18 protein-coding genes and 1 pseudogene are annotated in these 23,731 nt (G+C 71.5%); 7 read left to right on the forward strand and 12 right to left on the reverse strand.

Annotated elements, in window-relative coordinates:
• Positions 1-37: 37 nt before the first annotated feature.
• Entirely contained in the window at positions 38-1,975 is a 1,938-nt protein-coding gene (locus OEY_RS0106195) for a vWA domain-containing protein (protein WP_010593029.1), read from the reverse strand.
• Entirely contained in the window at positions 1,975-3,360 is a 1,386-nt protein-coding gene (locus OEY_RS0106200) for a sigma 54-interacting transcriptional regulator (RefSeq protein WP_010593030.1), read from the reverse strand. Before OEY_RS0106200 ends, OEY_RS0106195 begins: the two co-directional genes overlap by 1 nt.
• A gap of 143 nt (positions 3,361-3,503) precedes the next feature.
• Between OEY_RS0106200 and OEY_RS0106205 the strand changes: the two genes are divergently transcribed.
• The 3 genes from OEY_RS0106205 to OEY_RS0106220 all read left to right on the forward strand — a co-directional run bounded on the left by OEY_RS0106205 (position 3,504) and on the right by OEY_RS0106220 (position 5,610).
• Entirely contained in the window at positions 3,504-4,076 is a 573-nt protein-coding gene (locus OEY_RS0106205; protein ID WP_010593031.1) for a DUF4126 domain-containing protein, read from the forward strand.
• 22 nt (positions 4,077-4,098) lie between these two features.
• On the forward strand, positions 4,099-5,058 hold the full coding sequence (locus OEY_RS0106210) for an alpha/beta hydrolase family protein (RefSeq protein WP_010593032.1): 960 nt from the start codon (positions 4,099-4,101) through the stop codon (positions 5,056-5,058).
• A 315-nt stretch (positions 5,059-5,373) separates the two neighbouring features.
• Complete coding sequence (locus OEY_RS0106220; RefSeq protein WP_006945013.1) at positions 5,374-5,610, forward strand: hypothetical protein; 237 nt, start codon at positions 5,374-5,376, stop codon at positions 5,608-5,610.
• A gap of 27 nt (positions 5,611-5,637) precedes the next feature.
• Here the strand turns inward: OEY_RS0106220 and purH are convergent, their stop codons facing one another.
• The 4 genes from purH to OEY_RS0106240 form a co-directional block, all read right to left on the reverse strand.
• Positions 5,638-7,203 carry a bifunctional phosphoribosylaminoimidazolecarboxamide formyltransferase/IMP cyclohydrolase gene (purH, locus tag OEY_RS0106225; protein WP_010593033.1) on the reverse strand — a complete coding sequence of 522 codons (1,566 nt, stop codon included), beginning with the start codon at positions 7,201-7,203 and terminating at the stop codon, positions 5,638-5,640.
• Positions 7,190-7,804 (reverse strand): phosphoribosylglycinamide formyltransferase, encoded by a 615-nt coding sequence (gene purN, locus OEY_RS0106230; RefSeq protein WP_010593034.1) that lies wholly within the window; start codon positions 7,802-7,804, stop codon positions 7,190-7,192. The genes purH and purN overlap by 14 nt, the downstream gene beginning before the upstream one ends.
• 87 nt (positions 7,805-7,891) lie before the next feature.
• Positions 7,892-9,607, reverse strand: coding sequence for a cell division protein PerM (locus OEY_RS0106235; protein ID WP_010593035.1), 1,716 nt, complete (start codon positions 9,605-9,607; stop codon positions 7,892-7,894).
• A 66-nt stretch (positions 9,608-9,673) separates the two neighbouring features.
• Entirely contained in the window at positions 9,674-10,906 is a 1,233-nt protein-coding gene (locus OEY_RS0106240) for a DUF5336 domain-containing protein (protein WP_010593036.1), read from the reverse strand.
• Between the two features lie 107 nt (positions 10,907-11,013).
• Here OEY_RS0106240 and OEY_RS0106245 point away from each other — a divergent pair, with 107 nt between their 5' ends.
• On the forward strand, positions 11,014-11,637 hold the full coding sequence (locus OEY_RS0106245) for an IMPACT family protein (protein WP_010593037.1): 624 nt from the start codon (positions 11,014-11,016) through the stop codon (positions 11,635-11,637).
• Between the two features lie 81 nt (positions 11,638-11,718).
• On the opposite strand, the gene sucD is transcribed toward OEY_RS0106245, so the two are convergent.
• The 3 genes from sucD to OEY_RS0106260 form a co-directional block, all read right to left on the reverse strand.
• Positions 11,719-12,621 carry a succinate--CoA ligase subunit alpha gene (sucD, locus tag OEY_RS0106250; RefSeq protein WP_010593038.1) on the reverse strand — a complete coding sequence of 301 codons (903 nt, stop codon included), beginning with the start codon at positions 12,619-12,621 and terminating at the stop codon, positions 11,719-11,721.
• Positions 12,622-12,636: 15 nt separating this feature from the next.
• On the reverse strand, positions 12,637-13,806 hold the full coding sequence (gene sucC / locus OEY_RS0106255; RefSeq protein ID WP_010593039.1) for an ADP-forming succinate--CoA ligase subunit beta: 1,170 nt from the start codon (positions 13,804-13,806) through the stop codon (positions 12,637-12,639).
• Between the two features lie 143 nt (positions 13,807-13,949).
• Positions 13,950-15,659 carry a hypothetical protein gene (locus OEY_RS0106260; RefSeq protein WP_010593040.1) on the reverse strand — a complete coding sequence of 570 codons (1,710 nt, stop codon included), beginning with the start codon at positions 15,657-15,659 and terminating at the stop codon, positions 13,950-13,952.
• A gap of 226 nt (positions 15,660-15,885) precedes the next feature.
• Here OEY_RS0106260 and OEY_RS0106265 point away from each other — a divergent pair, with 226 nt between their 5' ends.
• A complete protein-coding gene (locus OEY_RS0106265) occupies positions 15,886-16,929 on the forward strand; it encodes a M23 family metallopeptidase (protein WP_010593041.1) in 1,044 nt (347 codons plus the stop codon).
• A 64-nt stretch (positions 16,930-16,993) separates the two neighbouring features.
• Here OEY_RS0106265 and pcrA read toward each other — a convergent pair whose 3' ends face one another.
• Positions 16,994-19,432 carry a DNA helicase PcrA gene (pcrA, locus tag OEY_RS0106270; RefSeq protein ID WP_083846930.1) on the reverse strand — a complete coding sequence of 813 codons (2,439 nt, stop codon included), beginning with the start codon at positions 19,430-19,432 and terminating at the stop codon, positions 16,994-16,996.
• Positions 19,433-19,721: 289 nt separating this feature from the next.
• On the opposite strand from pcrA, the gene OEY_RS0106275 reads away from it, so the two are divergent.
• A complete protein-coding gene (locus OEY_RS0106275; protein WP_003937752.1) occupies positions 19,722-20,030 on the forward strand; it encodes a chorismate mutase in 309 nt (102 codons plus the stop codon).
• Between the two features lie 108 nt (positions 20,031-20,138).
• Here the strand turns inward: OEY_RS0106275 and OEY_RS0106280 are convergent, their stop codons facing one another.
• A complete protein-coding gene (locus tag OEY_RS0106280) occupies positions 20,139-21,590 on the reverse strand; it encodes an NAD-dependent succinate-semialdehyde dehydrogenase (RefSeq protein WP_010593043.1) in 1,452 nt (483 codons plus the stop codon).
• Between the two features lie 79 nt (positions 21,591-21,669).
• Between OEY_RS0106280 and pgi the strand changes: the two genes are divergently transcribed.
• A complete protein-coding gene (gene pgi, locus OEY_RS0106285; protein ID WP_010593044.1) occupies positions 21,670-23,304 on the forward strand; it encodes a glucose-6-phosphate isomerase in 1,635 nt (544 codons plus the stop codon).
• Positions 23,305-23,391: 87 nt separating this feature from the next.
• On the opposite strand, the pseudogene OEY_RS28085 reads toward pgi, so the two are convergent.
• Positions 23,392-23,731, reverse strand: a pseudogene (locus tag OEY_RS28085) (FAD:protein FMN transferase); the annotation flags it as partial.

Below are 23,731 nucleotides of genomic sequence, written 5' to 3' on the forward strand. Positions count from 1 at the left end.
CGGTAGTTCCCGCTACCAGAATCGCGCACGGGGTGGGTCAGCGGCGGCGCAGCCGCACGTAGTCGCCTACGACGGCGGCCCCGAGGCCGTCGACGTCCGGCGCGACGACCCGGCCACCGACCCGGCGGGCCATCCGGTCGACGATCCGCGCCAGCCCGGGATCGTCGCCGAGCCGGAAGATCGTCACGTGCGCCCCGACGCGGGCGAGATGGTCGAGCTCACGGACCGTCATGCCGAGCGTGCGGGCGCTGGGCGGATAGTCGAACGCCGCGTAGCCGTCCGCCTCGAGATGCGCGGTGGGCTCACCGTCGGTGACCACCAGCACCACCGGCTGGGCATTGGAATGCCGGCGCAGGTGCCGGCCGGCCAGCATCAGCGCGTGGTGCAGGTTCGTGCCCTGCTCGTACACCCCGTCCAGCCCGGCGAGTTCGGAGGCGGTGACGACGCGGGCGTGCCGGCCGAACGCGATCAGCTGCAGCGCGTCGCCGCGGAACCGGGTCGAGACCAGGTGGTTGAGGGCCAGGGCCGTGCGCTTCATCGGCACCCACCGGCCGTCCATCACCATCGAGAACGACGTGTCCACCAGCAGCGCCACCGCCGCCTGGGTGCGCTGCTCGGTCTCGACGACCTCGACGTCGGTGACATCCATCCGCACCGGGATCCGCGCGGGGGCGCGCAGGGTCGCGTTGGTGAGGGTGCGCACCACGTCCCACGGCTCGGTGTCGCCGAACTCCCACGGGCGCGACGCCCCGGTGGGCTCACCGGTGGCCCCCGCCCGGCGGGTCTCGCGCTGCCCGCCCCGGGTGGACAGCTGGTCCATGACGTCGCGCAGCGCGGTCCGGCCGAGTTCGCGCATCGCCTTGGGCGACAGGCGCCAGTGCCCGTCGGCGCCCCGGTCGAAGAACCCCTGCCGCTGCAGTTCCTTCTCGAGCTGGGCGAGCGTGCGCGCATCGGCCGCGGCGTCGTCGCCGAGCTGGCGGGCCAGCGCGTCGAGGTCGATGTCGTCGAGGGAGGCGCCGGCGTACTGCTGGGAGAGCTGCTCGGCGAGTGCGTCGAGTTCGGCGACGTCCTGCAGCGCCCCCGTCGCTTCGCCCAGGCCCATTCCCCGGTCCCCTCGGAACCGCTCCGACCCGGTCCAGTCCTCCCCCGGGCGGGCGGCACGCAGGTGCGAGTCGAGACGGTCGAGCTGCGACATCAGGCTCGGCGAACCGAACGCCTGCTGAGCGAGGGCGTCGAGCTCGTCGCGCTGTTCCTGGCTGAGCGAGTTGCGCAGGCGCTGCGCCGCCGCCGCGCGCTGGGCCAGCGAGTCGAGCAGTTCCTCCACGTTGCCGGGATTCTCCGGGAAGAAGTCGCCGTGTTCGGCCATGAACCGCTCGAAGTCCTCCTGGGTGTCCTCCCCGCGGGAATGCTTGTCCAGCAGATCGTTCAGATCCTCGAGCATGCGGTTCACGCGCTCACGGTCCTCGTCGGTGGCACCTTCGAGGGCCTGCTTCATCCCGGCGAACCGCTGGTCGAGCACCTCGCGGCCCAGCAGGTCACGGATCTTCTCGTAGTCCTCCCGGGCCTGCGGGCTGCGCCAGTCGTAGTCGGCGAGCTCCTGCACGGCCTGCGCGGTGGAGGCGGGCAGTTCCTCGATCCGCATCTCCGCGAACCGGGCGTCGTCGTCGAGTGCGCGTGCGAGGGCCTTGCGTTCCTCGAGGACGGCCCGGTCGAGCAGCTCACGCACCTCGCGCAGCGTGCCGTCGAGGTTCGTCCGGTCCAGCAGCTCCCGCCGACGCCGATTCGCCTGCGCCGCAAGGCGGTCCAGCCCGCGCATCGAGCCGTGACCGCGGCGCAGCAGTTCCCGCAGCGCACGTCGCGGCGAACTGCCGGCCAGCACGTCCTCGCCGATCGCGGCGAGGGCCTCACGCAGATCCACCGGCGGGGCGAGGGGGTCGCCGCCGTCGTAGGGCCCGTACCGCGCGCCCCGGCTCATCAGGAGTACACCGCGGCGCCGTCGTCGTCGGCGTGCTTGGCGATCCGCCGCGCGAGGTAGAGGCCCTCGAGCGCGAGTTCGGCGGCGGCAGCCCGCGTTCCGATGTCCTCCGCGCCGAGCCGCTCGGCGACGACGTCGAGGACGGGCAGGTCGGGCAGTTCGTCCAGCAGCGCCTTGGCGGTGATCCGTTCCCCGGTCACCACCGGCTGTCCCTGCTCGACGGCGGTGACGAGCGGGCCGAGGTTCACCCCGGCGAGCCGGGTGCGGGCGGCGTCCGCGGTGGCCCGCCTCAGGAGGTGATCGAGGACCTCGAATTCCCTTCCCTCCTCGCCGGATTCGAACTCGACCTTGCCCCGCAGCACCTCCACGACGGTGCCGAGGTCGACGGGACGTGCGACGGGGTCGGCCTCGCCGAGCACGGCGCCGCGACGCATCGCCGCGGCGGCGACGGTCTCGGCGCCGGCGACGGCGAAGCGCGCCGACACACCGGAACGCTGGTCCACCGAGGTGGATTCACGCAGCAGGCGGGTGAAGCGGGCGAGGATCTCGAGCAGGAAGTCCGGGACCCGGGCCTGCAGCTGCGCCTCCTGCTCGATGACGGCGATCTCGTCGTCGAGCTGCGTCGGGTAGTGGGTGCGGATCTCGGCGCCGAACCGGTCCTTGAGCGGGGTGATGATCCGGCCGCGGTTGGTGTAGTCCTCCGGATTGGCGCTGGCGACGAGCAGGACGTCGAGCGGGAGCCGCAGCGTGTACCCGCGCACCTGGATGTCGCGTTCCTCCATGACGTTGAGCAGCGAGACCTGGATGCGCTCGGCGAGGTCTGGCAGCTCGTTGACGGCGACGATGCCGCGGTGGGCGCGCGGCACGAGACCGAAGTGGATGGTCTCGGGGTCGCCGAGGCTGCGGCCCTCGGCGACCTTGACGGGGTCGACGTCGCCGACCAGGTCGGCGACGGAGGTGTCGGGGGTGGCGAGTTTCTCGGCGTAGCGTTCGCTGCGGTGCCGCCAGGCGACGGGCAGGTCGTCGCCGAGTTCGGCGGCGCGGCGGATCGAGGCGGGGGTGATCGGGTCGTAGGGGTGCTCGCCGAGTTCGGAACCGGCGATAACCGGTGTCCACTCGTCGAGCAGCAGCGGCAGGGTGCGCAGCAACCGGGTCTTGCCCTGCCCGCGTTCACCGAGCAGCACCACGTCGTGGCCCGCGAGCAGCGCACGTTCGAGTTGCGGAACGACGGTGTCGTCGAATCCGACGATGCCCGGCCACGGGTCGAGGCCGTCGCGCAGGGCGGCGAGCAGGTTCTGCCGGATCTCGTCCTTGACGGAGCGGTGCTCGTGTCCCGAGGCACGCAGCTCTCCGACGGTGGACGGCCTGAGTGTGGGTGACGTCACCCCTCCCAAGGTACGAGCGTTCGGTGATTTCGGCACCTGCAGCCGCGGCGGTGCCCCACCCGGAACCGGCGCCGTACCGGCAGCTCTTCCCGGATCGGGCCGTGCCGGAGCGCGCTGTCGGCACCGATCCCTAGACTCCCGCCATGGACACCTGGCTCCTCGCGGCACTGCTGGGCATCGGGCTGGCCGCCGCCACCGGCCTGCGCACCTTTCTCCCGCTGCTGATGCTCGGCACCGCAGTGCACTTCGGCCTGTTCGGAATCGCGCTCAACGAGTCGATGCAGTGGGTCGGGTCGACGGGCGCGCTCGTCGCCCTGGCGATCGCCACCGTCGTCGAGGTCGGCGCCGACCTCGTCCCCTTCGTCGACAACGTCCTCTCGGCCGTCGCGACCGTCGTGCGGCCCGTCGCGGGCGCGCTGGCCGCCTGGGCGGCGTTCGCCGATCTCGACCCGGCGATGGCCGCTCTCGCCGGCATCGTCGTCGGCGCCCCGACCGCGATGGCGGTGAGCACTGTGCAGACCGGCACCCGCGCGGCGAGCACGGTCACCACCGCGGGACTCGGCAACCCGGCGCTGTCGCTGCTCGACGACCTGCTGTCGTTCGTCACGTCGCTGATCGCGCTCGTCGTCCCGCTGCTCGTCGTGCCCCTGCTCGCGGGCTTCGTGTGGGCCGTCCACCGCGGGTATCGACGGCTGAGCCGCCTGCGGACGGTCTGACCGGTTCTGATAGACACGACGCATGGCGGACACCGACATCTCCTTCTCCAGCGGCGACGTGACCCTGCACGGCAGCCTGCGCGTGCCCGCCGCGAGCGACGGAAACGTCCCCGCCGTGCTGCTGCTCGCCGGCAGCGGTCCCACCGATCGCAACGGCGACAGTGCGCTGCTGCCCGGCCCGATCGGCACGCTGCGCCACCTCGCCGACGTGCTCGAGCGCAACGGCTTCGCGAGCCTGCGCTACGACAAGCTCGGCAGCGGTGTGACCGGCCTCGGCCCGTACGACGTCGCCGACGTCGCCGACCTCGGGTTCTCCACGTTCATCGACGCCGCCACGGACGGCCTCCGGTTCCTCGCCGCGCAGCCGGGCATCGACGCCGAGCGGCTCTACGTGGTCGGGCACAGCGAGGGCGCCCTCATCGCCCTCACCCTCGCCGACGCCGGTGCCCCGGTCGCAGGCATCGCGCTGCTCGAGCCCTTGGCCGTGCGGCTGCTGGACTTGCTCACCGCCCAGATCGACGCCCAGCTCGACGCGGTCGTCGACGCCGGTCAGCTCCCGATCCAGGTCGCCGACGAACTGCGCCTGGCCCTCGCCGGCGCCGTGGAATCGCTGCGCGCCGACGGCACCCTCAGCGACACCCTGCCCGAGCCGCTGCGCAACGCCGGTCTGGTCTCGGCCAACGCCAAGGCCCTTGCCGAGGAGGACGCGCTCGATCCGCGGATGCTCGCGGCTCAGCTCGAGGGCGGGCTGCCGGTGCTGACCAGCGTCTCGGCGAAGGACATCCAGGTGCGGGTCGAGGACGTCGACGCCCTCGACTCGGCGCTCGTGCACACGAACCTGACGTCCCTGCGCCTGCACCGGTCCAACCACGTGCTCAAGGACATCGGCGACCAGCAGTCCACCGGTGCCGACTACATCGCCGATCTGCCCTTCTCCGACGAGTTCACCCGCGGTTTCGAGGCGTGGCTCGCCAAGCTCTGACCCCTCGCCCGAGACGGGCGGAACACAAGAGATGTCAGATTCGCTTTACTCGGGTATGGTGTCCGGTTAACCCGTAGGAACACACGAGAAAGGTACGGTCCGATGCGAGACGACAAGGTCATCGCGGCGAAGTCGATGCGCGTTGCCGTACCCAGCTGGTGCCGACACACCTACGCGTACTTCCACTTCGCCAAGTGGCGACCCCGGGAATGAGTCGACGACTCGACCGATTCCTTCTCGGGCACCCGGGCACATCGCCTCGGGTGCCCTTTCTTTTCCCCGCATACCGATCTTGTCCAGTAAGAGGAGAACACGATGAAACTGCGACTCGGCGCCACCGGCGCCGTCCCCAAGGACCTGCCCGACGATCTCACCGGTCACGCGATCACGATCGACCTGAGCCACGTCGGCACCGAACAGGCTGCGGCCGCTGCGGACCTCATCCGCGAACTGCTCGACCGCGGCGCCGCCCGGCTGGTCATCTCCGACGCCCGCGACGCCGCGCCGCGGACGGTGACCCGCCCGGCGACCGGGCACCCGCACGCAGCCTGACCGGCGCGTGCGGGCGGCCGGCGTCGCTCAGTGCGCGAAGTGGCGTGCGCCGGTGAGGTACAGGGTCACGCCGGCCTCGCGAGCGGCCTCGATGACCTCGTTGTCGCGCACCGAACCGCCCGGCTGCACGACGGCCCGGACACCGGCCTCGGTGAGCACCTGCAGGCCGTCCGCGAACGGGAAGAACGCGTCGGATGCGGCGACGGATCCGACGACCCGGTCCCCGGCGCGGGAGACCGCGAGCCGGGCGGAGTCCACGCGATTGACCTGCCCCATGCCGACACCGACGGTGGCGCCGCCCGCGGCGAGCAGGATCGCGTTGGACTTCACGGCCCGGCAGGCACGCCACGCGAACTCGAGATCCGCGAGGGTCTCGGCGTCGGCGGCCTCGCCGCAGGCCAGCTCCCAGTTCGCGGCCGAATCGCCCGGCGCGGTGAGGGTGTCGCGCTCCTGCAGCAGCATTCCGCCGGAGATCTGCCGCAGTTCGATCTGCGCCGCCTGCGGCGAGTCGGCCCGCAGAATGCGGATGTTCTTCTTGCGGCTGAGCACCTCGACCGCGCCGTCCGCGTAGCCGGGGGCGATGATCACCTCGGTGAAGATCTCGGCGACCTGCTCGGCCATCGCCACGCTCACTTCACGGTTGACGGCGATCACGCCGCCGAACGCACTCACCGGATCGCACTCGTGTGCCTTGCGGTGCGCCTCGGCGACGGACTCCGCGACCGCGATCCCACACGGGTTGGCGTGCTTGATGATCGCGACGCACGGCCGGTCGTGGTCGTGTGCGGCGCGCCAGGCCGCGTCGGCGTCCTGATAGTTGTTGTACGACATCTCCTTGCCGTGGAACTGCTCGGCCCGCGCCAGACCCGGCTCGCCCGCCTCGTTCACGTACAGCGCCGCCGCCTGGTGCGGGTTCTCGCCGTAGCGCAGCACGGCCGCGCGCTCCCACGTCGCACCGGCCCACGCCGGGAACTGCTCGGCGGTGTCGGACTCCCCGGCGGCGTAGCCGGCGTTCATCCAGCTCGCCACCGCCACGTCGTAGGCGGCGGTGTGCTGGAATGCCTGGGCGGCAAGGGCTTTGCGCTGAGACAGGGTGAAACCGCCGCCCTTGACGGCGTCGAGCACGTCGTCGTAGCGGGCCGGGTCGACGACCACCGCGACCGACGGGTGGTTCTTCGCGGCGGCACGCACCATGGACGGGCCGCCGATGTCGATCTGCTCGACGCACTCGTCGGCGGTGGCGCCGGAGGCGACGGTCTGCGTGAACGGGTACAGGTTCACCACGACCAGTTCGAACGCCTCGACACCGAGTTCGGCGAGCTGATCGAGATGATCCTGCTTGCGCGTGTCGGCGAGGATGCCGGCGTGCACCCGCGGGTGCAGCGTCTTGACCCGGCCCTCGAGACATTCGGGGAATCCGGTGAGGTCCTCCACCTTGGTGACGGGGATTCCGGCGCCGGCGATGGTGGCCGCCGTGGACCCGGTGGAGACCAGCGCGACACCCGCCTCGTGCAGGCCCGTCGCCAGTTCGACCAAACCGGTCTTGTCGTAGACGCTGACGAGTGCGCGTCGCACAGCCTTACGTTCGGTCACTGGGGATCACGGCCTTTCGTCCATCGGATACAACTCCACGGGTGGCGACGGCGGCGACCACGTCGGCCAGCAGTCGTCGCTCCACAACCTTGATGCGTTCGTGCAGGGTGGCCTCGTCGTCGTCGTCGAGGACCGGCACGGGTTCCTGCGCCAGGATGGGACCGGTGTCGACACCCGCGTCGACCAGGTGCACGGTCGAGCCGGTGACCTTCACCCCGTAGGCGAGGGCGTCCGGCACGGCGTGTGCGCCGGGGAACGCGGGCAGCAGCGCCGGATGGGTGTTGACGATGCGGCCCCCGAACCGGTCCAGGAAGACCGGCCCCAGGATCTTCATGAAACCGGCCGAGACCACCAGGTCCGGCTCGTGCGCAGCGACGGCGTCGGTCAGGGCGCGGTCCCACGCGGCCCGGTCCGGGTGCTCGCGCAGAGCGACACGGACATGGGGAATACCGGCGGCCTCCGCATGCCCCTCGGCGGCACACTCGCGGTCCACTCCGACGGCGACGATCCGGGCGGGATATCCGTCCGTGTGCGTCGCGTCGATCAGCGACCGCAGCAGGCTGCCGGTGCCCGAAGCGAGGACGACGACCCGTGCCGGCACAGTGGGCGGCAGCTGGTCACGCGAGGCAGTCAGCGCTCTACTCCTGGAACTCGAGAGGGGGCGGCCGGAGGCTCGGCCGGGTAGAGCCTAGCCCTTGGGGGGTGTGGCACCCTCCGGCAGGTCGCCGTTGGGCTCCGGTGGCGCGCCGGCATCCCGGTCCCTCTCGACGGGCCGGGCCGGCTCGTCGGCCGCGTCCTCGATCGTCGCGTCGACGACGTCCGTACGTTCGGCCACAGGGTCCTCGGTGCCCGGGTCCTCGGTGTCCGGGTCCTTGGTGTCCGGGTCCTTGGTGTCCGGGTCCTCGGTGTCCGGGTCCTCGGTGTCCGGGTCCGCGGCGACGGCCGCATCGTCGGCGGCCGAGGGGTCGTCCTCGACGATCTCGGCGTCGAGCACGGCGGCGACCGGTGCCGCCTCGAGCGCCCGGACGTCGTCGACGAGCGGGGCGGCGACGTCCTCCTCGGCCGGCTCGTCGCCGGGGCCCTCGGCCGCCTCGTCGCCGGGCTCCTCGTCGGCGAGCTGCTCTCCGGCGACCTCGTCATCGGTGAGCTTCTCCTCGGCGGCCGACTGCCGGGCGGCTTCCACCGCAGCCAGGCGGTGCTCGCGCCAGAGCAGCAGCTGCGAGGTGACGAGGCCGAGCAGTCCCGTCCACGCGAACACCAGCACCCCGGCCAGCCACCAGTTTCCGCCGACCACACCGAAGACCCCCAGCGGGCCACCGGCAGCCCACGTGGCCAGCGCGGTCGTCGCACCGGCGAGCGCCGCCGCAGCAACCACCGTGAGGGCGGCGTCGGTGGACGACACGCGTTCCCCTCGGGCGCGTGCCTCGAGGTGGCACCGGGCGACGTACCGCCCGAGCAGCGCGCCCACCGTCGCGGGGACGGCGAGCAGCACGGGCCAGAACGGCGCGGCCGGTCCCGGTGGGATCACGGCAAGCACCGGCGGGGCAGGCAGGCCCCCGCCGGTCGCCTCGAACAGGCTCACGCGCACGTCGCCGAACTGCACCGTGCTGCCGGTCACCACGGCGGCGGCCCCGATCAGCACGTTGGGCAGGTACAGCACCGACAACACCGTCAGCCCGAGGGCGCCGACCGCTCCCCCGCCGCGGCCGATAAGGTCACCGACCACGGTCCACGACCACAGCAGCGCGAGCACGGTCACCGCCCCGCCCGCGGCGAACATCCCCAGCACCGTCCGGGCCGCGGGACGCACGGCGGCGACCAGCCAGTTCGGCACGCCGTAGCGGGACGCCAGCGGCCGCCACGTCCGGGAACCGATGCCGAGCCCGGCCCCGACCAGGTACAGCGCGGTCACCCACGCCAGCGCGGACGCGGGATTGGGGGTGACGACAGGCAGGACACTTGCCGCATCCTGGATCACGATCAGTGCCGCCACCGTGATCACCGTCGGACCGGCGAGGGTGGCCGCCGCGATGCGCGAGGCGTTCCGGCGATCGAGCGGACGGCCACCGAGGGCGACGACACCGTCGGTGGCCGACCGTGCGGCCCGAGCGGTCAGCCACACCAGCACCGCTGTCGGCAGCAACGGCAGCACCCCCAGCGGTACCCCGTCGATCGTCAATGTCACCTGGTGCAGGGCCAGCCAGCTGCCCGCGATGGCCGCGTAGATGCCGGTCAGGTCGCTGCTCGCGGCCACCATAGTGGTCACCACCAGCGTGGCGATCAACGCGAGGGTCACCGCCGGCACCTTGGCCGCCGTGCCGAGCAGGATCCGCAACTGCTCCGGTTCGACCGGGGTGCCTTCCGGGGTCGTGTGCCGGTCGGACCGGCCTAGCGTCGAGGTCATCGTGTCGAGAGTGTCACCCGGCGACGATCGGGACGGTCAGGCGCGCCGCAGCATGTGCGGGAGCCCTCACCGCGGTTCGTCGCCGGGACGGAACGCCTGCGTCGGCGCCGGATCCGACGTCCGCTCGGTGTCCCCCTCCGAGGAACGGCCGGTGGCCTCGCGCTCAGAGTCTGCGCCCCGGGGGGCGAGCACCGTCGGCTCGTCGACGTCGCCGCCGGCAGACTCGCCCGTCCGACCGGCGGGACCCGGAGTCCCCGCACCGTACGGCGCCTGCGCGCCCGTCGGGGTGTAGGCCTGCTGTCCGGGGTGCTGGCCCTCGGAATGCTGCCGGTCGACGCGCAGCGGCTGGCTCAGGTGTTCGGTCTGGGCGCCGGCGTCCGGGCTGGGGTAGTGCTCGCGCGGCTGCGCCCCCGAGTACTGGGTGCCGGGGTACTGGCCCCCGGCGTACTGGCCGGAGGGGTACTGGCCGGACGGGTACTGACCCGACGGGTACTGACCGGACGGGTACTGACCCGAGGGGTACTGCGCCTGCTGGTAGCCGGGGTACTGCGCCGAGGTCCCGGACGGGTAGGCCGAGGTCCCGGACGGGTAGGCCGAGGATCCGGAAGGGTACCCGGAGCCCGGCGTTCCGTATCCGCTCGCCGTCGCGCCGGGAGCGTAACCCTGCCCCCCACCGGCACCCTGCGCACCGTAGCCCTGCGCACCGTAGCCCTGCGCTCCGGCACCCTGCGCTCCGTAACCCTGCCCGCCGTAACCCTGGCCGCCGCCCTGGCCGCCGAACGACTGCGCGGGCGAACGACGCTGGCCGGGCACCAAAATCCCGATCCCGAAGAGCAGCGCCATGAGCGCGAGCGCGGTCTGCAGGAAACCGAGGACGAGGATCGACACCCCACCCCAGGAGATGCCGGTGTCGTCCGGGAGGTGGAAGAGCTGGAACAGCGACACCACGAAGCCGACCGCGGAGGCCGCCACCGCGACGGAGCGCAGGTCCTGACCCGGCAGCAGCGACAGCGCAGCGGCCGCGCCGCCGAAGAGCAAGAAGGCCAGCGGGACGACCGCGAACCCGAAGTCGAACGACGACAGCGCGACCTGGGTGCCGAAGGAGATGCGCACGTACGGCGCCAGGCCGAGCAGGAAGTTCAGCCCCGCCAGCACCGCGACGGCGATCGGCAGGAGCAGCGGCACCACCTTGTCGGAGACGCCGCGGGCGGCGGACCCGGGTCCTGCCCCGGTCGACGACCCCGAGGGGCCTGCCGGGTTGTCGGACCGGCCCGTTCCCGAGCCTGCTGGGTAGGTCATCGCTCCTCCTGATGTCGTCGGCTGCTCTGCGACCAGCCTAGGCACGATCACCGTGGGCGGCAGGAGTCCCGCGAATCCGGCGAATCCCCACCGGCGAGAATGTGCCCATGCCCAGCACCCTCGAGCCCGGACCGGACGTCGTCGCCGAGACGGAGATCAAGCACTCCCGCTTCCTCGCCGTGCTGCGCCGCGTCGACTCGGACACCGCCGCGCTCGCCTTCGTCGAGGAACAGCGGCGGCTGTATCCCGATGCGCGGCATCATTGCTGGGCCTTCGTGGTGGGCGACGAGCCGGCGCACCGGGCGGAGCGGTCGAGCGACGACGGGGAGCCGGGTGGCACGGCCGGGGTGCCGATGCTGCAGGTGCTGCACCACCGCGACCTGGTGAACGTCGCGGTGGTGGTCACCCGATGGTTCGGGGGCATCAAGCTCGGCGCGGGCGGACTGGTCCGAGCGTATTCGGGTGCGGTGGCGGTTGCGGTCGACGCGGCGACGCTGGTGCCGCGGGAGCGGCGGGAGGTGTTCACGCTGGCGGTGGGGCACGGTGATGCCGGACGCGTGGAGTCGGAACTACGGGGCCGCGGAGTGAGCGTGCTCGACGTGTCCTACACGGAGCGTGTCGTCTTCACCGTCGCGGCGCGGGATGCGACCGAACTGCAGAGCGTGGTGGCATCGGTGACGGCCGGTGCGGGGGAACTCGTGCCCGTCGGCACCGAATGGGTCGACGGGTAGGCAGCGGAGCCGCCGGTGTGTCCTTTGGGCTGCCTGGACCGCCCAAAGGACACACCGGCGGCGAAGCCGCTCCGCTCTGTTCTAGAGCGACTGCAGGATCTCGCGCGCGAGAGCGGCGGTCTCGGACGGCGTCTTGCCGACCTTCACGCCGGCCGCCTCGAGGGCGTCCTTCTTGGCCTGCGCGGTGCCCGAGGAGCCGGAGACGATGGCGCCGGCGTGGCCCATGGTCTTGCCCTCGGGAGCGGTGAACCCGGCGACGTAGCCGACGACCGGCTTGGTCACGTTCGCCTTGATGTAGTCGGCCGCGCGCTCCTCGGCGTCGCCGCCGATCTCGCCGATCATGACGATGAGCTTGGTCTCGGGATCCTTCTCGAACGCCTCGATGGCGTCGATGTGGGTGGTGCCGATGACCGGGTCGCCGCCGATGCCGATGGCGGTCGAGAAGCCGAAGTCACGCAGCTCGAACATCATCTGGTAGGTCAGCGTGCCGGACTTCGACACCAGGCCGACCGGGCCCTTGCCGGAGATGTTGGCCGGGGTGATGCCGACCAGCGACTCGCCGGGGGTGATGATGCCGGGGCAGTTGGGGCCGATGATCCGGGTCTTGCTGCCCTTCTCGACGTTGTAGGCCCACGCGTACGCGGTGTCCTGCACCGGGATGCCCTCGGTGATGACCACGAGCAGCGGGATCTCCGCGTCGATGGCCTCGATGATGGCGTCCTTGGCGAACTTGGGGGGAACGAACGCGATCGAGACGTCCGCGCCGGTCTCCTTCATCGCCTCGGCGACGGTGCCGAAGACGGGCAGCTCGACGGCGGAACCGTCGGCCGCGGTGTGGGACACCGTGGTGCCGGCCTTACGGGCGTTGACGCCGCCGACGACCTGGGTCCCGGCCTTGAGCATCAGGGCGGTGTGCTTGGTGCCCTCGCCGCCGGTGATGCCCTGGACGATGACCTTCGAGTCCTTGTTGAGGAAGATAGACATGTTCTCCGTGTGTCCTTACTTCGCGGCGTACGCCAGCTCGGCGGCCTTGTCAGCGGCCTCGTCCATGGTTCCGACCAGCGTGACCAGCGGGTGGTTGGCGTCGGCCAGGATCTTGCGGCCGGCCTCGACATTGTTGCCGTCCAGACGGACGACCAGCGGCTTGTTGGCCTCGTCGCCGAGGATCTCGAGCGCCTTGACGATGCCGTTGGCGACGGCGTCGCACGCGGTGATGCCACCGAACACGTTGACGAACACGCTCTGGACCTGGGAGTCGTTCAGGATCACGTCCAGGCCGGCGGCCATGACCTCGGCCGAGGCGCCACCGCCGATGTCGAGGAAGTTGGCAGGCTTGACGCCGCCGTGCTTCTCACCGGCGTACGCGACGACGTCGAGGGTCGACATGACCAGACCCGCGCCGTTGCCGATGATGCCGACCTGACCGTCGAGCTTGACGTAGTTCAGGTCGTGCTCCTTGGCCTTGGCCTCGAGCGGATCGGTGGAGTCCTTGTCCTCGAGCTCGGCGTGCTCGGGGTGACGGAAGCCCGCGTTCTCGTCGATGGTGACCTTGCCGTCCAGGGCGAGGATCTGATCGTCGGGGGTACGCACGAGGGGGTTGACCTCGACCAGGGTGGCGTCCTCGGCGACGAAGACCTCCCACAGCTTCTGGATGGTCACGGCCGCGGCGTCGAGCACCTCGGCGGGCAGGTGGCCCTGCTCGGCGATGCTGCGCGCGAACGCGAGGTCGACACCCTTGACGGCGTCCACGGACACCTTGGCGAGACGCTCGGGCTTGGTTGCCGCGACCTCTTCGATCTCCATGCCGCCCTCGACCGAGCACATGGCCAGGTAGGTGCGGTTGGCACGGTCGAGCAGGAAGGAGATGTAGTACTCCTCCGCGATGTCGCTGGCCTCGGCGACCAGCAGCTTCTTGACGATGTGACCCTTGATGTCGAGGCCGAGGATGTTCTCGGCGTGGGTCTTCGCATCCTCGGGGGTGGCGGCGTACTTCACGCCGCCGGCCTTGCCACGACCACCGGTCTTGACCTGGGCCTTGACCATCACAGGCTTACCGATTTCCTCGGCGATAGCCTTGGCATCGTCGGCCGTGTCGGTCACACGACCCAGCGACGTCGGCACACCATGCTTGGCGAAGAGTTCCTTCGCCTGGTATTCGAAGAGATCCATCTGCTCACCGTCTCGTCTGCGTTGACGCCCGCTCGAGGGGTATGAGCGGGTCCGTTCGGACTGTAACTAGTCGGAAGTCCCACCAAACGCCCGCACTCCTGGTATGTGTCGCATGTCACCGGAGTGGGGCCCCGAGGGGTACCTCACGGATTTTCCTCCCGGATTGTGAGCCACGCCGCAGCCAGGAGGAGCACCACCCCCAGGATTGCAGGCAGCGTGAGGACTCCGTTCACCGGCTCCTGCTCCGGGGTCCGTACGAGCACCCACGAGGCCGCGTACAGGGCCACCGAGGCCGCCGCACCGAGCAACAGCACACTGCCGCGGGCCGGCCGCGCACGCGCTGCGACCAGCACCGCGGCGACCACCGCGACGGCGAGCACCGCCCGCCCCCACACGTCGTACCCCCAGGGGTAGCTCAGCACCGAGCCGGCGCCGGGCTGCAACGGCAGCAGCACCCCGGCACCGGCAGTGAGCGCCGCCGCCGCGCCCACCGTGCGCGCGACGGGCCCGGCGATCCGTTCGACGGAGGTGTCGATGCCGTCGCGTTCCGCACCTCCCGCGAGGACGACGAACACGCCCGTCACCGCCGCCCCCAGGATGGCGGCCCCGGCCAGCCAGGTGCCCGGCCCGGCGCCGACACCGGGCAGGCCCGCGGCGAGCACCCAGGACTGCAGCACCGCCCCGGCGGCGGTGACCACCCCGGCGGCCGGCACCACGACGGCGGGTCGCAGCGGAGCAGCGAACTCGGAGAGCAGCAGCCACACGCTCAGTGCCAGCACGAGCAGACCCGCGGCGAACAGCATGCGGGCGGCAGGCAGTTCGGGCGCCGCACCGGCGGGCACCGACAGCGCCGGCAGCAGCGAACCCACTGTCGCGACGGCGCCGGTGACGAGCCCCGCGACACCCGCCTGCCGATGCCGCGCCGCGGGAGCGGACGGCAGCACCCTGGGCACCGGCCCGGCGGCGTGATCGGACCGTGCGACGAGCCGGGGCAGCGCGGCCGCGGCCGCGACGAGCAGGACGGCAGCGAGCACGCCGACGGCGGCCGCGGACGACGGCGTCAGCCGCGCACCGCTCAGTCCCGCCGCCAGCCGGGGCCCCAGGATGCCCAGCGCACCGAGCCCCGCACCGGCCAACGCCCCGGCTGCGGCGGCCGACGACGAGGTCACCAGCGCCCACGTCGCCGCCAGCAGCACCGCGACCGCCGCCACCAGGGCGCCGATCGCCGCAGCCGGCGTGGCGTCGAGGACGCCGGAACCGAGCAGGACCGGGTCGTTCGACACGAAGGGCGGGGCGAGCAGCGCACCGGCCGCGGCAAGTGCAGCTCCCGCCACACCGGCCGCCGCCGGAGCCCCGGTGCGGGCAACCGCGGGCCGGTCCTCGCCGGGGAGGTGGGCGTCGGGCTCGGCTTCCAGTTGCCGGACCGCGACGGCTCCGAGGGCCCCGGCGAGGACCGAGGCGAGATGACCGGCGAGGACGACGCCCGCGCCGGGACCTGCCGCGAGTCCCGCGGCGGTGACGGGCCGGAACAGCTCGAGGCGGTCCGCGTCGAGGGCGTCGGTGAACAGCGCGACGTCGAGCAGGGCCGCGCCGAGTGCGACGAACCCCGCTCCAGCGAGAAGCGCGGCGGCCCGGACGGCGGGGAGGGGGCCGCGCCGGCGGGCAAGACTCACCGCACCGGCGGGAACCGCGAGCGCGACGACGGCAGCGACGAGGGACGCGGCGCCCGAGGCGGCGCCGACCGGTCCCGTGTCGGCACGGACCACGGGCAGGAGCGGCGCGACCGCCACCGCGGTGGCTCCGAGCGCGGCCAGGACGAGCGCAGCGAGAAGTACGGGCGGGCGGCTCGGCACGATCCGACGCTACGACGGCCTTCCGGTACATCCCGGCGTGACACACCGTAAGTCTTCGGTATCGCCCCGTAACCAGGGAAATGTTTCCAGATTTGCCCAGCTCAAACTGTGATGCCGGTCACAAGGTCCGATTTCCTGCCCGTTTAGGTTGCCACGCTTGCGATCGTTTCGTTACCGTCGCTTCGGTCCGAGTAACGGTCAGGTCACGAACGGAGGACGGCAGTCGATGCACACTTGCACTCCCCGCGCCGACAGCCGTCCCGACAGCGAGTTCGACGATATCGACTTCGCAGGGGCGACCGACCGCCTCTACCCGGGCCACTGGCAGCCGCACGAGCACTACTTCGACGAGGGCCCTGCGGACGATCCGGACGTCTCGAGCATTGTGAATTTCCGTAACACCAGCACCACCGAGCAGTACGAATTCTACGGCGACGAGCCGGCCCGCCCGCTCACCGCCCCCGCAGTGTCCGACGGTGATCCGGCCGCCCCGCCTCGTCGCGGCGGCGCCCACCGCGTTCCCACTCCGCCCGCCGCCCTCAAGGGCCGTGCCGCGGTCCTCGCGGTCGCCGCCGGCGCCGTCGTCGCCGCGGGTCAGGCCGCCACCAGCGGCCCCGCTCAGAACTCCGAGCATTCCGAGGTCGCCCTCGCCGCCGACACCACCGGCTCGAACGTCATCACCGCCACCGCGGTGCCGCAGGCCGCCCAGTTCGCCGCGGAGACCGAGTCCGAGAGCGCGACTCCCTCCCAGGCCCCTCAGGTCCTCAACATCGCGGACCCGAACGACCTGTCCCAGTTCTCCAATCTGCTCGCCAAGGGCCAGCGCTTCAGCGAGGAGCGCGCCGCCCGCGAGGCCGCCGCCCGTCGCCCCCTGTTCGTCCTGCCGGCCGCGGGCGTCTTCACCTCCAGCTACGGCGCCCGCTGGGGAACCCTGCACGCCGGTGTGGACATCGCCGGTCCCATCGGAACCCCGATCCTCGCGGTCGCCGACGGCACCGTCATCGACTCCGGTCCGGCGTCCGGGTTCGGCATGTGGGTGCGTCTGCGCCACGCCGACGGCACCGTCACCGTCTACGGTCACATCGACCAGTCCTTCGTGACCGTCGGTCAGCAGGTCATGGCGGGTGACCAGATCGCCACCATGGGCAACCGTGGCCAGTCCACCGGCCCGCACCTGCACTTCGAGGTCCACCTCAACGGCATCGACAAGATCGATCCGCTGCCCTGGCTCGCGACTCGCGGCATCTCCCTCGGCATCCGGAACGACTGACCGCCGACCGCATTCGCGATACGGGCCCCGCACCGGCTGGTGCGGGGCCCGTATCGCGTCCGGCTCAGAGTTTGACCATCGGCACGCCGCCGACGAGCATCAACCGCACCTTCCCGGCGCTGCCGAAGTCGACGACCACCGTCGCGGTCGGCCCGGAGCCGCGGGTTTCGAGGACCGTGCCGAGGCCGTACTTGTCGTGGCTGACCCGATCGCCGACGGCGAGCACGAGATGGTTGTTGCGCGAACGCCCGGAACTCGGCATCGACGGCCGGTCGCCGCCGAACCGGGAAGTCCCGCCCCCGAAGCCGGAACCGATTCCGCCGTAACCGCTCCGGCCCCGCCCGGCACCGATGGCGTGCCCACCGGCGACCCCCGGATCCTCCCGGCGCCATTCCACGAGTTCCTGCGGGATCTCCTGGAGGAAACGCGATTCCGGATTGGTCACGGGCTGCCCCCAGGCCGAGCGCAGCACCGCGCGGCTCAGATACAGGCGGTGCCGCGCACGGGTGAGGCCGACATAGGCCAGGCGCCGTTCCTCCGAGAGTTCGGCAGGGTCGCCGAGAGCGCGCATGTGCGGGAACTGCCCGTCCTCCCACCCGGTGACGAACACCACCGGGAATTCGAGCCCCTTGGCGGTGTGCAGCGTCATCAGGGTGACGACCCCGTCGCCCTCCTCGGGGATCTGATCGGCGTCGGCCACCAGCGACACCCGCTCGAGGAACGCCGCCAGGGAACCGGGCTCGGGCTCCCCCTCCGGCACCTCGCGTTCGTCCTCGAGACCTGCGGCGTTACGCGCGTCCGAACTGAATTCTCTTGCGACGCTGACCAACTCGTTGAGGTTGTCGAGCCTCGTGCCGTCCTGCGGGTCGTCGCTGGCCTCGAGCTCGGCGCGATACCCGGTGCGATCGAGCACCGCTTCGACGATGTCGCCGATGTCGACGAGGTCGTTGCCGTCGGCGTCGGTCTCGGTGAGCATCGCCCGTAGTTCGTCCATGAGGTCGACGAACGCGGCGACGGCCTTCTGCGAGCGGGAATTCAGCAGCGGCACGGTTCCCTCGGCGGCATCGCGCAGGGCCCGGCCGAACCCGACGCCCGTGCGTTCGGCGTGCACCGCCACGCAGGCCTCGGCGCGGTCGCCGATGCCGCGACGGGGGGTGTTGAGGATCCGGCGCAGGCTGACCGTGTCGTCCGGGTTGGCCAGTACCCGCAGGTACGCGACGAGGTCCCGCACCTCCTTGCGCTCGTAGAAGCGCACGCCGCCGACCACCCGGTAGGGCACGCCGTGCCGGATGAACACGTCCTCGAGGGCGCGCGAGGAGTTGTTGGTGCGGTAGAAGACGGCGATGTCGGCGAATTTCGCGTCCCCGGCGTCGACGAGCCGGTCGATCTCCGCGGCGACGAACTGCGCCTCGTCGTGCTCGTTGTCGGCGACGTACCCGGTGATCGGCTCCCCCGCACCGGAGTCAGTCCACAGCCGTTTCTCCCGACGCCCGGTGTTGCGGGCGATCACCGCGTTCGCCGCGGAGAGGATGGTCTGGGTGGAACGGTAGTTCTGCTCGAGCAGGATCGTGCGAGCCTCGGGATAGTCGCGTTCGAACTCCTCGATGTTGCGGATCGTCGCGCCGCGGAACGCGTAGATGGACTGGTCGGCGTCGCCGACGACACACAGTTCCGCCGGCGCGACCGCGTCGTCCGACACGGTGTCGTCCGCCCCGCCGACGAGCGTGCGCACGAGCACGTACTGCGCGTGGTTGGTGTCCTGGTACTCGTCGACGAGAACGTGGCGGAACCGTCGGCGGTAGTACTCCGCCACCGGCGGATGCGCCTGCAACAGCGCCACCGTCTCCCCGATCAGGTCGTCGAAGTCGAAGGCGTTGGCCGCACGCAGCCGCTGCTGGTAGTGGGCGTAGACCGTCGCGACGATCCGCGGCAGGTCCGCCGCCTCGCGATCCGCGGCGGCCGCGGCCTCCTCGGGACCGATCAGCTCGTTCTTGAGATTGGAGATGTGCGTAGCCAGCAGCCGCGCGGAGTACCGCTTGACGTCGAGGTCGAGATCCTTGGCGATCATGGTGAGCAGCCGCCGGGAGTCGTCGGCGTCGTAGATGGTGAAGTTCGAGTTCATCCCCGACAGCAGCGCCGACTGCGCGCGCAGGATCCGCACGCAGCTCGAGTGGAACGTCGACACCCACATGCTGTTCGCCCGCGGGCCGACCAGGTGGGCGACGCGCTCGCGCATCTCGGCGGCCGCCTTGTTGGTGAACGTGATGGCCAGGATCTGGCCCGGCGTCACCCTCCGCTCCCCCAGCAGGTACGCGATGCGCCGCGTCAGCACCGCCGTCTTCCCCGAGCCGGCGCCCGCGACGATGAGCAGCGGAGAACCCGTGTGGGTCACCGCCTCCCGCTGCTGTGGGTTGAGGCCCTCGAGCAGAGCGTCGGAGGTCGTCGCTCGCACCCCCGGGTTCGGGGCGGGGACGGGACGGCCGGAGGCAACGGGAGTGTTCATCGTGGTACCAAACTACCGGCGATCGCCGACAGCCGTGCCGGCCGGGCGGGGGCGATTCGACAGGTATGCCTTACTTGGCCGGTTCGGGGACGGGTGGCAAACTGAACGTCATGTCATGTGCTCCACGTCGCCGCTACCGGCGACACTGCCATCGGTGTGAGAGCCGATGACCGAGGCCTGACCGCACCCCGAGGCTTCGGCTGCCGCGCCACCGAAGCCCGAGCCGACGGCCGGACCGGTAACGCCCGCAGAATCCGAAGCGATCCCAGAGCTGACGCGAGGAGACGACATGAGCACCAACACCGAGGCCACCGGTTCCGGAGCCAGCGCATCCGATGCTGCCCTGCCCACCACCGAGGCGGAGATCGACGAGCTCCGCAAGGAGATCGATCGGCTCGACGCCGAGATCCTGGCGGCGGTCAAGCGCCGCACCGAGGTCTCGCGCATCATCGGCCAGACCCGGATGGCATCCGGCGGCACCCGCCTGGTCCACAGCCGGGAGATGAAGGTCCTCGAGCGCTTCAGCGAGCTGGGCCAGGAGGGTCACACGCTGGCCATGCTGCTGCTGCGACTCGGCCGCGGCCGCCTGGGTCACTGAGGCCGCGGCCGCCTGGACCCACCGAGGCTGCGGCCGGGGTCACCGAGGCACCCCGGCCCCGGTACGCCCCCGAGCACGCGACGGTCGGGGGCGTAGCCGTCGCGCAGGTCACTGCAGCGCGATGTACTTCGTCTCGAGGTACTCCTCGATGCCTTCGCTGCCGCCCTCGCGGCCCAGCCCGGAGGCCTTGACGCCGCCGAAGGGCGCCGCGACGTCGGAGATCACGCCCCGGTTGACGCCCACCATGCCGGATTCGAGGGCCTCGGACACCCGCAGCGCCCGGTCCAGGTTCTGCGTGTAGATGTACGCGGCCAGTCCGTATTCGGTGGCGTTGGCCGCGTCGATCGCCTCCTGCTCGGTGTCGAATCCGGTCACGGCGGCGACGGGACCGAACACCTCCTCGCGCAGGATCCGGGCGTCGGCCGTCACTCCGTCGAGCACGGTCGCGGGGTAGAACCACCCCCGACCGTCGGGGACGTCCCCGCCGAGCCGCACGCTCGCACCGGCCGCGACCGCGTCCTGCACCAGCGTGCCGACGGTCTCCCGCTGGCCCGCGTTGATCAGCGGACCGAGCGTGGTGCCGGGGTCGGTACCCGGCCCGAGCCGGTACTGCGCCATGCGCTCGGTGAGCTTCTTCACGAACTCCTCCCGCACCGGGTTGGCGACGTGGAAGCGGTTCGCGGCCGTGCACGCCTCGCCCCCGTTGCGCAGCTTGGCGGCCAGTGCTCCCTCCACCGCGGCGTCGAGGTCGGCGTCGTCGAACACCAGGAACGGCGCGTTGCCACCCAGTTCCATCGACGTGCGCAGCATCGCCTTCCCGGCCCGTTCGGACAGGGTCCGGCCCACCTCGGTGGAACCGGTGAAGGTCAGCTTGCGCAGGCGGGGATCGTCGATCAGCGGGCCGGTGACCGCGCCGGCACGCGAGGTCGGCAGCACCGACAGCACCCCCTTCGGAAGCCCGGCCTCGGCGAACAGCTGGGCGAGCAGCAGCATCGTCAGGGGGGTCTCCGACGCGGGCTTCATCAGGATCGTGCAGCCCGCGGCGAGGGCGGGACCGATCTTGCGGGTGCCCATCGCGAGCGGGAAGTTCCACGGCGTGATCGCCAGGCACGGTCCCACCGCTTGCTTGGTCACCAGGATCCGTCCGTTGCCGGCGGGTGCGTGCGTGTAGCGCCCCGAGATCCGCACCGCCTCCTCGGCGAACCAGCGGAAGAACTCGGCCCCGTACTTGGCCTCGGCCCGGCTCTCCGGCAGGGCCTTGCCCATTTCGAGAGTCATCAGAAGCGCGAAGTCCTCGGCCCGTTCGGTGATCCTCGCGAACACCGAACGCAGCAGTTCACCCCGCTCGCGCGGCGCGGTCGCCGCCCACTCGTGCTGGGCGGCCACCGCGGCGTCGAGGGCGCGGACGGCGTCGGCGGGGCTCGCGTCGGCGACGTCGGTGAGGATGTCGCCGGTGGCGGGATCGTGGACGGTGAAGGTGGCGCCGTTCTCGGCGGCCACCCATTCCCCGCCGAGGAACAGTTCTGTCGGTACGGTCCGGATCAGTTCGTCGGTGTCCATGTCCCACATCATGCGCTCCGGGACCCGGACGGGTTCCGAACCCGCCGGTAACTACGGGCCCGCACTAGGCTCTGAATTCATGAGCGACGTGACTCGAACCGCACCGTGGCAGCAGCTGTCCCAGCACCGTTCGGAGCTCGAGGCGGTGGATCTGCGAGGGTTGTTCGCGGCGGATCCGGGTCGGGCGCAGCGGTTGTCGGTGACCGCGGGCGACTGGTACATCGACTACAGCAAGCACCGCATCACCGACACCACCGTCGCGTTGCTGCTGGATCTGGCCCGGGCCGCCGGGGTCGAATCCCGCCGCGACGCGATGCTCGCCGGGGAACGCATCAACAGCACCGAGGACCGGGCGGTGCTGCACACCGCCCTGCGGCTGCCGCGGTCGGCGACGCTGCCCGTGGACGGCGCCGACGTGGTCCCCGACGTCCACACCGTGCTCGACGCGATGGCCGGCTTTGCCGAGCAGGTCCGCTCCGGCACCTGGCGCGGCGCCACCGGGGAGACGATCACCACGGTGATCAACATCGGCATCGGCGGCTCGGACCTGGGCCCGGCGATGGTGGCGCGGGCGTTGCGGCACTACGCCGACGGCCCGGACGCCCGGTTCGTCGCCAACATCGATCCGGCGGATCTGACCGCGCAGCTGTCCGGCCTGGATCCGGCCCGGACGCTGTTCGTGGTGGCGTCGAAGACGTTCACCACCATCGAAACGCTCACCAACGCCACCGCCGCGCGGCGCTGGCTGGTCGCCGCCCTCGGCGAGGACGCCGTCGCGGCGCACTTCGTGGCGGTGTCCACCAACGCGACCAAGGTCGCCGAGTTCGGTATCGACCCGGCGAACATGTTCGGGTTCTGGGACTGGGTGGGTGGGCGGTACTCGGTGGGTTCGGCGATCGGCCTGTCGGTGATGTGCGCGATCGGCCCGGTGCGGTTCGCCGAATTCCTGGCCGGGATGCACACCGTCGACGAGCATTTCGCCACCGCGCCGCTCGAGGCGAACGCGCCGGTGCTGCTCGGGCTGCTGGGGGTGTGGTACGCGTCGGTGCTGGGGGCGCAGACGCGGGCGGTGCTGCCCTACAGCCAGGACCTGGCGCGGCTGCCGGCGTATCTGCAGCAGCTGACCATGGAGTCGAACGGCAAGTCGGTGCGGCTCGACGGCAGCCCCGTCGACCACGACACCGGGGAGATCTTCTGGGGTGAGCCGGGCACGAACGGTCAGCACGCGTTCTTCCAGCTGCTGCACCAGGGCACCCGGCTGATCCCGGCCGACTTCGTCGGGTTCGCCACCGCGCTCGAGGATCTGCCCACCATCGACGGGACCGGGAGCATGCAGCAGGTGCTGCTGGCGAACATGCTCGCCCAGGCCAAGGTGCTCGCGTTCGGCAAGACCGCGGCCGAGGTCGCCGCCGACGGCACCGACCCGGCGCTGGTGGCGCACAAGGTGATGCCCGGCAACCGGCCCTCGACCACCCTGCTCGCCCCGGCGCTGACGCCGGCGACGCTGGGCCAGTTGATCGCCCTGTACGAGCATCAGGTGTTCGTCCAGGGCGTGATCTGGGGCATCGACTCGTTCGACCAGTGGGGCGTCGAACTCGGCAAGACCCAGGCCCTGCAACTGGCCCCCGCGCTGACCGGCGCGGCGGACCCCGAGACCGGCGACACCTCCACCGACACCCTCGTCCGCACCATCCGGCGGTGGCGTAAGAACTAGAGCAGACACCCGTTGTGGCGGGCTTGCACCGGTTTCCGACTGCGGAAACCGGGGCAAGCCCGCCGATTCGGGCGCAAGCTCTGCCGCTCAGGCGGCGTGCGGGCGGGACCAGCGGCGGGTCGTGTGCACCCGGTCGCCGCCGTCGACGAGGCGGGCGGCCAGGTCGTACTGCTCGAGCCACCGCACCGCGGGCGCTCCGCGGCGCAGAGCTGCCGCGGCGGCGGCGTCGGCCCACAACGCGTCCTCGGCGATGACGGTGACCTGTGCCCACCGTCCGGAGACGTCGTTCCCGCCGTCCTGCTCTGCGTCGGATTCCTCGCGCACGCGCGTCGCTATGGCGCTTCCGGCCGGGAGCTCGACGGTCCCGGCGCCGGGGACGGACACCTGCCACCCGCCGGCGGGACTGTGACCGGCGGGGGGCGGCCCC

Origin of the sequence: Rhodococcus sp. P14 (genome assembly GCF_000256505.1) — a bacterium.
Lineage (GTDB): Bacteria > Actinomycetota > Actinomycetes > Mycobacteriales > Mycobacteriaceae > Rhodococcus > Rhodococcus ruber.